Source organism: Lederbergia citrisecunda, from assembly GCF_018343695.1.
GTDB classification, from domain to species: domain Bacteria; phylum Bacillota; class Bacilli; order Bacillales; family Bacillaceae_C; genus Lederbergia; species Lederbergia citrisecunda.
In genome coordinates, this window is sequence record NZ_JAGYPJ010000001.1 from 3,020,330 (window position 1) to 3,034,685 (window position 14,356).

The 14,356-nt window shown below is 35.9% G+C and carries 14 protein-coding genes; all 14 read right to left on the minus strand.

Going from position 1 to position 14,356, the window contains the following annotated elements:
- Nucleotides 1–82: 82 nt before the first annotated feature.
- Complete coding sequence (locus KHA93_RS14785) at nucleotides 83–1,048, minus strand: phosphotransferase enzyme family protein (protein WP_213112952.1); 966 nt, start codon at nucleotides 1,046–1,048, stop codon at nucleotides 83–85.
- A gap of 62 nt (nucleotides 1,049–1,110) precedes the next feature.
- Nucleotides 1,111–1,578 (minus strand): NUDIX hydrolase, encoded by a 468-nt coding sequence (locus tag KHA93_RS14790; RefSeq protein WP_213111431.1) that lies wholly within the window; start codon nucleotides 1,576–1,578, stop codon nucleotides 1,111–1,113.
- 232 nt (nucleotides 1,579–1,810) lie between these two features.
- Complete coding sequence (locus KHA93_RS14795) at nucleotides 1,811–2,734, minus strand: helix-turn-helix domain-containing protein (RefSeq protein WP_213111432.1); 924 nt, start codon at nucleotides 2,732–2,734, stop codon at nucleotides 1,811–1,813.
- Nucleotides 2,735–2,839: 105 nt separating this feature from the next.
- A complete protein-coding gene (locus KHA93_RS14800; RefSeq protein WP_213111433.1) occupies nucleotides 2,840–3,562 on the minus strand; it encodes a nucleotidyltransferase domain-containing protein in 723 nt (240 codons plus the stop codon).
- Nucleotides 3,555–4,130 carry a histidine phosphatase family protein gene (locus tag KHA93_RS14805; protein WP_213111434.1) on the minus strand — a complete coding sequence of 192 codons (576 nt, stop codon included), beginning with the start codon at nucleotides 4,128–4,130 and terminating at the stop codon, nucleotides 3,555–3,557. The genes KHA93_RS14800 and KHA93_RS14805 overlap by 8 nt, the downstream gene beginning before the upstream one ends.
- Nucleotides 4,131–4,261: 131 nt before the next feature.
- Nucleotides 4,262–4,630 carry a cytochrome-c oxidase gene (locus tag KHA93_RS14810; RefSeq protein ID WP_213111435.1) on the minus strand — a complete coding sequence of 123 codons (369 nt, stop codon included), beginning with the start codon at nucleotides 4,628–4,630 and terminating at the stop codon, nucleotides 4,262–4,264.
- A gap of 109 nt (nucleotides 4,631–4,739) precedes the next feature.
- A complete protein-coding gene (locus KHA93_RS14815) occupies nucleotides 4,740–5,204 on the minus strand; it encodes a hypothetical protein (protein ID WP_213111436.1) in 465 nt (154 codons plus the stop codon).
- A gap of 48 nt (nucleotides 5,205–5,252) precedes the next feature.
- A complete protein-coding gene (locus tag KHA93_RS14820; RefSeq protein ID WP_213111437.1) occupies nucleotides 5,253–6,833 on the minus strand; it encodes a gluzincin family metallopeptidase in 1,581 nt (526 codons plus the stop codon).
- Between the two features lie 328 nt (nucleotides 6,834–7,161).
- Complete coding sequence (gene hpaB / locus KHA93_RS14825) at nucleotides 7,162–8,610, minus strand: 4-hydroxyphenylacetate 3-monooxygenase, oxygenase component (protein ID WP_213111438.1); 1,449 nt, start codon at nucleotides 8,608–8,610, stop codon at nucleotides 7,162–7,164.
- A 364-nt stretch (nucleotides 8,611–8,974) separates the two neighbouring features.
- The gene (locus tag KHA93_RS14830) at nucleotides 8,975–10,114 is read right to left on the minus strand and encodes an anti-sigma factor (protein ID WP_213111439.1); all 1,140 of its coding nucleotides are present in this window, start codon (nucleotides 10,112–10,114) and stop codon (nucleotides 8,975–8,977) included.
- A gap of 5 nt (nucleotides 10,115–10,119) precedes the next feature.
- Nucleotides 10,120–10,608, minus strand: coding sequence for a sigma-70 family RNA polymerase sigma factor (locus KHA93_RS14835; protein WP_213111440.1), 489 nt, complete (start codon nucleotides 10,606–10,608; stop codon nucleotides 10,120–10,122).
- 441 nt (nucleotides 10,609–11,049) lie between these two features.
- On the minus strand, nucleotides 11,050–11,511 hold the full coding sequence (locus KHA93_RS14840) for a GyrI-like domain-containing protein (RefSeq protein ID WP_213111441.1): 462 nt from the start codon (nucleotides 11,509–11,511) through the stop codon (nucleotides 11,050–11,052).
- A gap of 270 nt (nucleotides 11,512–11,781) precedes the next feature.
- Nucleotides 11,782–12,984, minus strand: a complete 1,203-nt coding sequence (locus tag KHA93_RS23735; protein WP_213111442.1) for a HupE/UreJ family protein — start codon at nucleotides 12,982–12,984, stop codon at nucleotides 11,782–11,784.
- The gene (locus tag KHA93_RS14850) at nucleotides 12,957–14,336 is read right to left on the minus strand and encodes a purple acid phosphatase family protein (RefSeq protein WP_213111443.1); all 1,380 of its coding nucleotides are present in this window, start codon (nucleotides 14,334–14,336) and stop codon (nucleotides 12,957–12,959) included. Before KHA93_RS14850 ends, KHA93_RS23735 begins: the two co-directional genes overlap by 28 nt.
- Nucleotides 14,337–14,356: the final 20 nt, after the last annotated feature.

Genomic DNA, 14,356 nt, shown 5'->3' on the forward strand with positions numbered 1-14,356 from the left:
TTTCGTCGTACACGGAAGAATACAATACGGATTATTAAAAGAAAAATTTATCTATAGTCCCAGTTAGATTAATACCATTTTTTTATATCGAAAGAATAGAGTGATTATGTTCTATTCTAATTCTAAAGTGGTTCATTATTCGTATTTGTTCTTCAGTTAATATCTCTTTATTCCAGTACATATGCATTAAGCTATATTCGAATATTTCCTTTAATTTTATAAATAGAGAGAGCCTATCTAACATTTCTGGAGAAATCTCATTTTCCTCCTGATATCCTTCGACTATTGCCCTCGTAATCGAACGACCATAGTCCATTATGTTTTCATTCCCTACAAACGAATACTCCAAGGCACTGTAAATTGGAACAGCTAAATCATATATATAATAATGTTTCTCACAATCTTGAAAATCAATCATTGTCAATTTCGACTCACTATCTACTAATATGTTTTCTAACCATAAATCCCCGTGTACCAAACCATACGTTGAGTGACTTTTTGGAAACTCTTTAATCGTTGATAAAACCTCATGAGCAACTTCTCTAATCATACTTTCTTCTTTAGGAATATATTTAAGAAAGTTATATTCCTCATTATCATACCAATCGTTAATATATTTAATCTCTTCATCATTTTCAAATTTCTTTGACAAACGATGTAACTTGCCAATTTGCCGACCTAATTCTTTAAATACATTAGCCTTCCATTGGCTTCTTTGTAAGTGTACTCCCGAAGCTGCCTTATATATGACAGTTAAAACTTCTCTATCAAGTGTTATCTTTTCTATAAAATTGCCGTTTAAAGAAGATATTATTGGAGGTACACCAAATCCTTCGTTATATAAAAAGTTTGTATATTTAACCTCTTCTAATTGTTCATCATATGTTTTATAATTCGTTATTCTAGCAAAGAAGTTTCCTTGTTCGGTCATACACCGATACATTTCATTTGTGACTGGTTCAACTTTTATAAAATCTACTGGATATAATTTGTTAAGTATTTCAAGTAGCTTTTGTTCCATATAGTTTTTCCTCTCCTTAAACCAAATCCTATTTAGATAGTGACTTTCTTTTGGACCTAACCCACCCCCGATAAATTTAAAAAACTGAATCAGCCAATAATCGGTAGTTGTTTTTTTGCTAATAAATCAGTAACAAAGATTTTGTGATCAGTAAATATATTTTGTGGCAACTTTTCCAGTGCAAAAAACTTATTCTGTATTGACTCTTCATTACTTACAACTAAATTACCTTTATATTGTCTACAAATGAAAACAACTTGAACTAATGATACTTGATCTCCATTCGCAAATGTTTTGTCATACTCTGAACCCGAATATATTCCAAATAACTCAAGTTTCTCTAATTGAAGTCCTGTCTCTTCGTAAACTTCTCTCTTCGCTGTATCTTGAACACTTTCCCCTAATTCCATAAACCCACCGGGAAATCCCCATTGTCCATTATCTGAACGCTTTTGCATAAGCACCCTGTTTTCCTCATCAAAAACGAATGCTCCTGCCACGACCATAATTACTTTCTCATGACCTACCATTGATCTCAAATGTTTTATGTAATCCATAGATACTCATCCTATCTCCTTTGAATCTTAAAGTATCCGTATTTAAAGTTCAGAATTATCTGTTATGTTAATTATAGCTCAGTCCTATATAAAAAGCATATATAATAAAAAAATCCCCATCTTTTATAAAGGTGGAGATTCTATCATATTCAGGATATTTTTTTAAAAATAGAGCATGTATAGATTCATATTAACAAACGTACATAAAGACATTATACCAACAATAATATATTCACGTAGCTTTCGATATCAAACTAGTCACCAAATTCCTAAGTGTCCCTTGGTCAATGAATGGAGCAAGACTCGCCAAAATATCCGGGTTTAGATTTTCTATCTCCATTTCATTTATTAGTTTATCGATATGTTCCTTACCTAAAAATGGGGCGAGGCCCACAATTCGACTTGCATCTAACGTACCTTCTACTACTTGATTGACGAGACGGCCTAATGTTTCTTTACTAATAAATGGAGCGAGGGACTGGACAATATTCCAACTAAAACTCCCATCTTCGGCATGGTGAACTAACTTATCTAGTTGATCTCTTCCGAGAAAAGGTGCGAGTCTGACAAGCTCCTGCACTTCGATGGTTCCGTCAATTGATTTATCAACTAATTGATTCAATGTTTCCTGACTTAGGAACGGTGCTATTTTCGACACGATGTCCCACTGAACTTCGCCTTCAATTGCATGTTCAACAAGTTCGTCCAGCGTTTCCGAGTCAAGGAAAGGGGCGAGCCTAACAATGATGTCAGTATTAAAACGTTCGGCATCTAATTGTTCGGTAACCATTTTGAGCTTGCTTGTTTTGACTATCGGAGCAACATCAACGAGTTCTTCCACATCCACTTCACCTGCATTAATTAGTTCCGCAACCTCTTCTGTCCGATCCTCTGTCATTTTTTCAACGATTTTACCAATATGTTGATACTTTCGATTTTCGCTCGTAGCCCCACCGTTCATGATGTCATCAACCGTTTGACCAAATAATTGGGCCAAAGCAGGCAGCGTTCCGATATCAGGAAGAGACTCACCCCGCTCCCATTTAGAAACAGCTTGATGGCTGACATTCAGTTGATCTGCTAATTCCATTTGTGTCATATCTTGATCTTTTCGAAGCTTGGAAATGTATGCGCCAATTTTTCTCGTATCGAGCATATAAACTCCTCCATTTGGATATAAGTACAGTGCGCACTGTCAACATTATCGTAGCATGCCTTTCCCCATCATCCTATCAACTGTTGGTTGAAAACATGGATTCAACTATCTGTTGAATATTTTTTCCCCAAGTAAAAAACCGTCAAAAAGCCTTCCACCATATGGCTCTAACACTTTATCAACGATTGCAATGATATTGTCTTTCTCGCCTGATTGATAAAATTTATCAAAGGCATCTACAAACTCTTGGGCAAACTTTTCATCATAAATCTTTAAAGCACGAACAATCCACTTAGATGAGCCAATCCAATGCCCATTTATTCGTAAAACAAATTCATGAACTAGATTAGCCAATGTATTGGCAATAAAAATTTCTTCTGCTCGAATCTTACTTCCAATAAAATCATCTAACACATCTGTAATGAAGTAACGTTTTTCTATTATGGTTTCATCCGACCATTTCTCCGGACCATGACTTAATAATGCAATTGCTTCTTGTTTAATGGATTGAATAATCCCCTCATCCTTTATGACAATTCCTTCGGAAACCATTCTTGGCATTGTAGGTATAGCATCCTTACAATCCATTTCGAAAAAATATCTATAAGAAAATAGATTGTGGACAAAGATTTCAATTGGCCAACCAAATGCAGTTAATGATTCCCTAAATGAGGACTGCAAACTTTCATCAAAAATAACAATATCCAGATCTGAAGTTTCCGTTGCTTCTCCCCTCACAACACTCCCTCCCAACACAGCACCTTGACAATTCGGGAATTGCTCCGCAATAAATTGTGTAGCGGCTTGTATTGGATCTAGTTTAACCATTATGAACACCTCGCTCCCAGAGTCGTTTTACCCCTATAAGTTCCCGTTCTGAAAAAGTTAATTTATAAATATCAGGCATAGCAAGTTTTTTCCAGAAAGTAAAATCATATTGGGCATCAAAATAATTCATTATCAGGACCATAATATTCCCATGTGTTCCAATAGCGACATTCTTTCCTTCATAATTTTTGAGCACCTTCATGGTAATTTCTCCCCCCCTTTTTTGGGCATCAACATTAGATTCTCCACCCTCCCAGGCAAAGTCGGGATTTTCCCATACTTTCGTAATGGCCTCATTAAAATCTACGACAGAACCTTCTGCAAGTTTTCTTTCTCTGAAACCATCTTCAATAATAATTTCTTTATCGATCCAATTCGCAATTCCTTCTACTGTTTGAATCGCACGTTTATAAGGGCTTGATATAACAAAATCAACATTTTCACTTTTAAATATATCCGTCACTAATTGGGCATCCATAAATCCCTGTTCAGACAAAGGTCTTCCAAGCTCGTCAGGCGTGTATGTAGAATGAGCGTGCCTTACAAAATATACATTTGTTTTCAACATCAATAACTCCTAATCCAATTTTTTAAGTATATTAATTCTTTTCTTCCAAGATAGGCTAAAATCCTTTTTATAAATCTACGAAAAAAGCATCCTCTTTTTCAATCGAATGAAGAGAATGCTCATTATGTTTTTCAAGAACCTATATTTTTCAAAACATTATACCCGAAACAAAAGATTCCAATCACCGTTACGACTCCACTTATCGTGGCAATAAGGAAAAAGATAGGACTTACATCTAATATCGCCAATGCAATGCTGATCATCATGACAGGTAGGCCAATATTGTGTAGCCAAAAATGGACCTTGGCAACAGATGTCTGAGCAAGCTTCGGAAATAAAATATAGAAGATACCAGCAATCGAAAGGGACATCCAGCCAAGTAAATTAATGTGCACATGTACCGTAGCCAGTTTGAAAACATGGGTGAAAGACATATACAGTCCAAATGAAACTCCAATCAAAAAGTAAACAACAGCAATTTTAATCAACTTGATCCCCATATAAGACCCCCTCACATAATTTACTCAATACATTATATGAGGGCGATCCAGGGAGAATTCTTTAACCTACAAATCTTCTTTGAACATCTTTGTATTAGAAAACTAGAACTCAATTGGCAACAGTATTTAAATCTTTTAACAAGAGCTGCTTACTTTCAATATTAGTTACTTTTTCAACATATTCATAAGCTCGGTTCATCATTTCTTGGCAATTATCAGATTGCTGCAATACAGAATACGCCCTTGCTGCAGCTTCATAGCCATACCCAATATAAAATGGTTCTAGACTAGCTTCTAGACCTATAGAAATACAGCGTTTTGCATAGTCCAAAGCACTCTCGCCTTGTCCTACTACAGCATATACACGGGAAAGCTGCCAATAGCCGATGGATAAATTTTGCTTAGTATGCTCTTGAACTTGAGTCCAATGCCAAAAAGAACTGTGGCAAAGGTGAATCATCTCTTCCTTTTCTTCCGATGAAAGATCTTCTTTATCTAGAAAGTTCCATACTTTGTTGAAACATGATGCAGCTAATTGCTTGTGAGAAAACAGTTGCGGCTCTTGGTTGTCCATTATTAGTCACCTTCTATTATTAAAATTTTTTCAATGGAATAATTTTAATCAAAAAAACTGCTTAATGAAATATACAGGATTCAAATATTCATCAGTTGCCATTTTTATTTTGTCATTCCACTGTAATGAAGCTCCGTACTTAAAAAAGTGATCTTTTAAAAACATCCCCACTTCTGGTTTAAATAAGTCCTTAGAAATATTGGTTTCAATATAATGTTGCAGCTGAGACGCCATTAATTCTCCTAATAAATAGTCCTGGTAAGTGGCGGGTGCTAATGAAAAGTGCATTTTCGAAGCCCAATCAGGGTAACTTGTATCCTCAGGTGGATTAACAAATTGGATATTTTTCACTATATCCCACCACAATCGATTCAAATCTTGATCAGGATTTTCATATAATTCCCTTTCAAAAAAGGAAAAGGTCATAATCCATCTTGCAGAAACTAACATTTGTCGTCGCAGCATGTTCTCGATTTCCGATATATCTTTCACTAGCTCTTCTTCTTTTACTTCTAGGAAACGTTTTTGCCATTCAACATTTTTCGTTAGTCGTCCATAAAACAAGGCTATCGCTTCGGTCGTTAATGAGTGTGAGTGAAACCGTAATAAAAATGGTAGTGTATCATCTATATATTTAAAATATGCCGCATGTCCAAACTCATGCAATAAGGCGGTTCCCCAATACACACTTTCATCAAGATTAACGAGAACACGTATATCATCTTCGCGATCTATATTCGTACAAAAACCAAAAGGATTTTTATTTTCACGAGGATACAAATCACTTTTTAGAAGAATATCATCAATATTTAACCCCATTGATTTGAAGGTATTTGATACAATCTTTTCAAGATCTTTACCGATGTAAAATTGATCAGCGTCTACGCCACTGACGGGTGGAGCCTCCTGAAAAAACGGATCTACATAATGCCATGGGCACAGTTCCTCTTTTTTAATACCAAAAATTCCAGCCCGTTCTTCGTCTATTTCTTCTTTCATTAAGCGGAAAGGTTCATCTGATATGTCTTTCAATTGCTTAAAAATGCTAAATACCGTATTGATATCCAACTCTTGAGTAGCTAAACTCATTTCATAAAAGTTATTATATCCCAACGCTCGTGCATCTTTATTTCGTTTATGTATTAATTTCAAAAGATCTTGTTCGATCTTCTTTCCAACTTGTTTACTAGCAAGCCAAGCTTTTTTTCTTTCCTCGTGTTGATTACTATTTTTAAAAGTTTGTAAGAGATCATTATTCGTTACTTGTTTTCCAGCAAGTGTAGGGCGATATGTATTAAAAACATAAGATATATTTTTTTCAAGTTCTAACGTTTTAGCTAGTTCACTTTGATCTAATTGATTCTTCACCATTTTATTGTATAAATCGTCTAGTTGGCGTGACTGGAACTCAGGAAGAGACTTCTCCTTTTTAAATGCTACGACTTTTTGATATGCCTCTTGATCGGCAAAGTGGGCAAAGTATTCCTTCAAAGACTGTTCATGTTTGTCGCTCCACTCTTTATCACCTGTTGTCGCCGACATCCAATGATTAAAGAGAATTGGCTTATAGAGTAATTGTATAGACTTATTTTGGTCATTAAGAAATTCTTCAACTTTCTGGAATGACATTGATGCTAAAACCCCCTTAATCCGTATGAACTGAACTGCTTATCATTATATCATAGGGATTTTTTTACAAAAAAACGAGCCTCGCAGCTTTTCCTACATTATAGATTTGAAGGGGAAATACGTGGCTAATTTTAAACAAAACAACTAACCTTAAAACGATTACCATCTAAATCGTAGAAGTGGAGCATTACCACGTTCCATTAATCTTAGAACTTGTTACCTTATCAATCATAGAACATTAAAAGTATTCTCCTAAGAACGTGGGAAACCTCTAATATTGGAAGCCTTTTATTACGAAAAAAACCAAAAAGAGGCTATTTGCCTCTTTTTAATCATTTTTCAAATGTAAGAATTGACTTACTCTATCAACACTTAATTGTTTAGGATAAGCTTTATACAAGTTACTAGATAATCGGATGGGGTCACCAAAAAAGTATCGTTCATATTGAATTTGTCTTGTTCCAAATGGACTCATCGTTAGATCCCAAGCCAAACGGAATAGTTTCACGCGATCCTCAGCAGTTTTATTTGTTGCTTGTAGGTATTTTTCTAAATCTTGTCTAATCGGAGACTCAAAATCTTTTTCTGTTGGCAAAGAAACCATTCCACTTGCACCAATTAATTGAATGATTTCGCAAAAGCGGGGATACATTTTAGGAAATATTGTACCTGCAACTTGCAAAGGGATGATGCTTGGACGCATATAACCCCATTCATCGATTTCTGCATCAGCTTCTGATTTATCTAATAGGGCTTTCATCGTTTCTAGGCCAATAATGATTTCAGAAAGCTTTTCTTGAATATGCTGATATTCGCTCACATTGATTGTTGCGACCAATAGTTCTGCGACACCGAGGATAAATTCTGTTTTCACCACTTGCCTGATGATTACCTGATGGTAAGCAAAGGAATAAAAAGAGCTTTTATTCAGGAAGTCTATAGCTGCATCAACATTATCATAGTAAAAGACCCGCTCCCACGGTACTAAAACATTGTCAAAAACAACGATTGAATCCATCTCTTCGTATCTTGCACTGAGTGGGTGATTAAATAAAGACTCACTTCCTACAAAAGATTCCCTGCATATAAATTTTAAACCCTCTGTATCTGAAGGAATTGAAAATGCAAAGGCCTGATCGGGATCAAAAAAGAGTCTGGGGGCAGAAAAAACTAGTATTTCATCAGTTATTCCTCCTTGAGTAGCGAGAAGCCGCGCACCTTTTATAACAAGACCTTTTTCATTTTTCTCAACCACTTTAGCGGAAATAGGTTCCTCTGAAAAACCCATATTGATTTGGGAACGGTTTACTTGGGGAGTAATAAATGAATGTGCAAACGATAGGTCTTCATTCATCGCTCTTTCATACAAGGCCTGAATATGTTCAGGAAAACAATTTTCTCTATCCTTCAATATGGCAGCGGAGGAGGCGAAGCTCATAAGTGCAGAGTTCATATAGTCGGGACTTCTCCCCATCATACCATGCGTGTGTCTAGCCCAGTGTTCCATCATCTTTCTTCTTCTTTTTAAATCATCCTTCGTTTTAGGCTGTAAATAGGAAAGACCAATACGTTCTTTTTTCCCTGGTAATGAAAATGTCATATCTTCATTAAACGTTGGGTCATGTTGCAAGTCATATAGAGATTCCTTAGTATGAATCAGCCCTTTAAAGGCTGGATGCTCTGAGATTTTCCCCTCGACTTTATTACCATTAAACCAAATTTCTGTTTTTCGTTGATTTAATCGATTAATAAAGGCTTCTCCTGTCATGGCTCCCACTTTTAACACTCCTTCTCATACAAAAAAACAACCTGTTTTGGTATGTTTTATTGTATTGAAAAGGCTGTAAGTCGGTTCTTTCGTTTTTGGTGAAAAAACGCCTGTTTTTAAGATCCTACAACATAGATAAAAAACGATATTCTTTCTATATAAAATATTAATAATGCATAGTAATAGAGACCCGACCGAGATACTGAATATAGTTAAAAGTATTATTCCAGAATTTATTAAGGTGCAAAAAAATTTATGTGAAAAAGGTAGATATTGAAGAAAATCCTGAATGGATTGCGGAGATATTTAATATGGTGGTTTAATTGAAATAAGGGCAGATTACTGCCCTTATGAGTTATAGTTTTTTACTTTCTCAATCCTGCCAGTTCCATAAGCCAACCTCATCCACTTCAATTGTACTGATGGCTTTTTCATTCTTCAGCTTCAATATCTCTTTTGTAGGGCCTGTGATGACAACACCATAATGTTTGATTCCATTCTTTTTAAGGTATTGAAGTTTATCCTCAAGATTTAGATTGTGTCCTAGATATAATTTATTAGCCATCTTCTCGTGTTTTTCAAGAAAACGAAGTGTTTTCAAAAACTGATTGTGAAGCATATCGCTGTCGCCTTCTTGATAACTAGGAGATGAGTAGCCTTCTGACACGGTTTTTCCAAATAAAAATCCTTTCGTTTCCTCTCGAGAATCTAGTTTCATATCATCCTCATGCCAAATTGGGGTGCTTGGGAAACCAATGGGATCAAGAATAGCACCATGCTCTTCCTGACCTTCAACCCCGGTATCCACTGCAAACCATGAAATATCAAAATCCTTTTCACCTAATAGCTGAAAAACCTCATCCGTACTTTCTAATTTGTTGAAAGAAACATAAGCTGACACGACTGTTCCTTCAGGAAGTTTTTCAAGTCTATTCCAATCCGACATCCCGCGTTCAAATCCTGGAAAAGAAAACAGCGGTGGATTTTCCGATACATTGCCCAAGTAATTTCTTTCCGGAAAACTCATAAGCGAAAAAAGAAAATTTACCTTTAACTCGCCTACTTTCATTACATTGTCGCCCACTTTTTTCTTTAGATCTCTCGACATCTCTGCTCCAAAAAATGGTTTTACATTTGTGCTCGTTCCCCCGAAATCTCCATCCGGTTCCGTAACCGCTAGTGTATAGTCAATCACTTTCGCAAAAACCTCACCGCGATCCGGTTTTCCCCATGAATAATAAACCGCTGTCAACATGGATGAAACAATCATTACTAGAATAAAAATACCCAATGCGGTTAAAGCTGTTTGAAATCGTGCTTTCCATTTACTTCTTTTGAGAATTTTTTTTTGTTTATTTTCATTAATCTGGATTGCCGGCATTGATTTTTTTCCATCAAGATGCTCTTGATATTGTTCGAGTTTCTCTAATTCCTTTTCAAAATCAGTTAACTCTTCCCCATGTAATTGACCTTTTTCATAAGCTTCTAGTTTATTATTAAAATCATCACTCATTTTTTTCACTCACCTTTTTTCCTTCTCATCGCTTGCCTGCCACGAAATAGAACGACTTTAAAATTAGCTAATGACACATTCATAATTGTCGCTGCCTCTGTATAACTTAGATCATGAAAATCATGCAATAGAACAGCATACTTTTGCTTTTCCGGTAAATCCTCTAGTAGGTTAATGATTTCTTGAATATCTTCTTGGATAACGACTGTTTCCTCAGGAGTCTTTTTCCGGTCAAATAGCTTTGAGAAAAAGCTCTCTTGTTTCAGCTCAATACGCTTTTGTTTACGATGGTAATCAATAAAAGCATGATAAGCGACCGTAAATAACCATGACTTAATGCTAGCATTTTCATAATCTTCCACATGCAAATACGCCCGCAAAAAAGTTTCCTGAACCAGGTCTTCAGCCGTATGGTGATTGCGACATAGTGAAAGGAGGAAACGATAGATGTCCTTGAAGTAAAATTGATATATCGATTCTAATGATTCCTTCATTTGCTCCTCCCTTCACCAATAACACGAATTAAAATTAAAAAGGTTACACTAAAATAATTAATTTACAAAACATAAATATTCTTATATATGGTTTATCGTATTCCTATCCATTAATATTATATAGACAAACACTTTCAGCTTTAAATTTACTTTTAGTCGGATCAATTTGTATACTATTAAATTATATTAAAATGGGGGTTTTCTTTTGAAATTACCTTTTGTCGTCTCCAGAATTATTTCGTCTTTCTTGCTTTTAACCGGCCCAGTACTCGTAAATGCGTTTAACCTATCAGTCTTTTTTTATATTTTTTCTTTCATAGGTTTCTGCGGTTATTTTGTCATAGATACTTTTGAAAAGAAACAAAAAGTTAATTGATTTTGTAGCTAAGTATCGAGACATAAAAAAACACAGCTCCATGTAAGAAGCAGTGTAATCAACCCCTATTTTACTGGTATGTAAATATCAATCTCACTTTCTTCCGTTTCCAGTGAGTGAATATCTTCCCAATATTCTACGTCAAATGGCCTTAATGCATAATTGTTAATACGATCATACGTATGACTAATTTCCGATTCCAAACCTACATGTACGAATTTCGCATACCGTCCCGCCGGTACTTTATGAGTTACCATATCGGTAGGAATTTCTCCAAATGAAGAAACCTTTACAGCGATAATATTTTCAAATGGTGTATCTGGAGTCCATCCATTTTCAGAATAAATCTGAATTAAATATATCCCGTTGCCTTCTCGATTTTCAACTTCATTACTTCTTTTATCCAAATCCTCCCGTAATATTCCTACTGTCCTATTGGCCAGGATATCATTAAGACTTTCCATTACGGAAAAACCAACAAGAAGTATTTCTTCCTTCTCCAAGATTTCTACTTGGGTCGTTGTCACCTTATCCACTCCTCAAAAAAGATAATATTATTAATTTCTTCTTTTTTATTAAAAGTCCTTTTTTTCAGAAATTTTACGTTTATATAACAATTCTTCAATCAAAAATTAATATCCGTTTGATATTCTTTAATTACAGGAATAATATTACTCAGATAGGAGTGATGAATAGTATGAAAGTAAAAGTGAGCATATCTTTTTTACTTCTTATGGTTCATTTCTATTTGCTGTAGGAAGCCTTAAAAGGGCTTTTTTTATTTCCCCGTTGAAAACCTACAACCCTGCCGCTCGTTGTACAAACCAAAACAATCCTATCGTAATAATAGATACAGAACTGGCAGATACGAAAGCTGGAAAACGTTTATACTTTCTGAATAAGACTAACAACGGAAAGACGAGTGCAATGATGGCAATCTGCCCTACTTCAACGCCAACGTTAAAAAATAGTAATGAAGAGGCTATTGTACTACGAGATAGTTCCATTTCCTGTAAAATACCTGCAAATCCAAATCCATGAATAAGCCCGAACAAAAATGTGATGATCCAACGATTTTTCGTTTCCCACTTTAATAAATTGGACACTGCAACAAATATAATACTTAGCGCAATTGCTGGTTCAATGATCCTCTCAGGTAAAGTTAAAATCCCTAAAGTAGCAATTCCGAGCGTGATACTATGTCCAAGAGTAAAAGCTGTAATTACTTCCACCATTCTTCCTATCGTAATAGTAGCCGGGATGATAAGACAGAGAACGAACAGTATATGATCATAACCCGTAATAATATGCTCAATCCCTAGTACCATAAAGTTCCACGCTTGTCTAAACCAATTTCGTTCCCCTATGGCCCATTCTCGTTCCGCAATTGTAAACGTAAACTCCTGCGTTTCCTTATTTCCGATTAGAGTGGCGAAGTTTATATGCGATCGGTTTATGTCATCTACAAAAAGTTCATAGGCAATCCGGGTCGATTTCCCTTCACAAGGATATTGAAGCTGGAAATTAGCAACAGGATCTTTATCAATCAAGCGAACCTTCGTTGAAATAAATTGAGGTTCACAAATCATTTCGTCCCTATAGACCCTCATTCCTGTTGAAATATAACCTTTTACTTCATCCTTCTTGGTAGTTAGTGAGGCTTCCAACTGCTCTATTGACGTAGATTCTATATTAATAGGCAGATTCACCACATTAGCTAGTTCTTCATAATCTAGAGTTAGGTCAATTTTAACTTCTGTTGGGTTTTCATAAATGTTCATATAACCATAACTATTCGTATGGGCATTGGCACTGAGAGGAAAAAAACTATTAAATAGAAATGCTATTACAAGTCCTATAAAACTTATAGATAGTAACGAAGTTCGACACATAAATGAATCCCTTCCTTCACGTAATAACATTAATAGAGATGGAACAATTGCCCCATCTCTATTAATGTCTTTCTCAAAACTTACTTTCCTTGCTTTTCTTTTTCCCACTGAGTATTTGTCAACTCTTTTATTTGCTTTTCACCGCTCGGAGTTTTATTGATTTCAAAACCATCGAATAAATTTCCGGTAGCAGTGCGAGCTTCGTACGAGAGTTTATTTCCATTTACACGAATTAATTGGTAAAGCTGCGTATCCTTTATGGAACTTCTAACTTGCGCACCATTCTCGTCCCAATTTTTCGTTGTAAAATCATACATTTTAGGACCTGAAACTGATACAACAAATATAGTGTCACTCTTCGTGCTCATTGCATTTTTTCCTGAAGGCTTGTTGCTCACATAACCACGAGCATAGCTGTGATCATGGCCTTGAAGAACTAAATCAACACTATACTTTTCGATTATAGGTAGTACTTTGTTTCTAATTTCAACGTTATCTCGTCCAGGTGAATTGGCATAAATCGGATGATGGAACGTGATGACTGTCCACTTATTTGGATTATTTGAGAGCGTTTCTTCCAACCATTCCACTTGCTTATCCAAATCTTTCCCTTTGAGATTCGTATCAAGTGAGATAATTCTCATGCCTTGGTAATCTGTGTAATAAACTGTTTCCTCAAAACCAGCTGGTCCGTTTTCAGGCAAAGCAAACTGTGGACGCCAATATTGTGATAGGCCAGATGGTGCTCCTTTCACTATCTTGGAATATTCATGATTTCCTGGAGTAGGAATACTTGGTACCATACCGTTCAACCACCCACCTGCTTTAAACCATTCACCCCATTGCTCATCTGCATCACCATGATTGATTAAATCTCCTGCATGAATGATAAATTTTGCATCAGGGAGGTCAGAGTATGCATTTCTAATGACGCGAGACCAATGTTCAAGAATATCATTTTGAGCATCACCAACATATAGGAAAGAAAATGGTTCAGCTTTATCGGAAGCTGTTGTGAATTCAAACCATTCGCTCCAGTTTGCTCCGTCTCCTACTCGGTATAAGTACTTTGTGTTCGGAGTTAGGTTTTCAAAATTTACAGTGTGAAACTTAGCCGTGTATGGCTGATTTCCCTTTACTTCACTACTGCCTTCAGCTAATACTGTCTTTGCATTCGCTTTAAAAGCTGGTCCATCCTCTGCTACTGCAATTTGAGCTTGTGGGCTAACGACATTCATATCCGTTCGCCAAGTAACAGCTTGTGTTGTAGCTGTGTCACCCTTCCAGTTTAAAATAATCCGATCTGGAACAGGAGTGGGCTTGTACGTCTCTGCATCAGGATACTTTGTGGCAACTAGATCTGCCAATGCAACATTCATCGTCGGGACCGCACCAACAAGGAGCGCAGCAAGTAAAACTGTCCTTGACTTAGGGCTTTTCAGCATCTTTTTCAGTACCATTTACCTTCTCTCCTCCTATG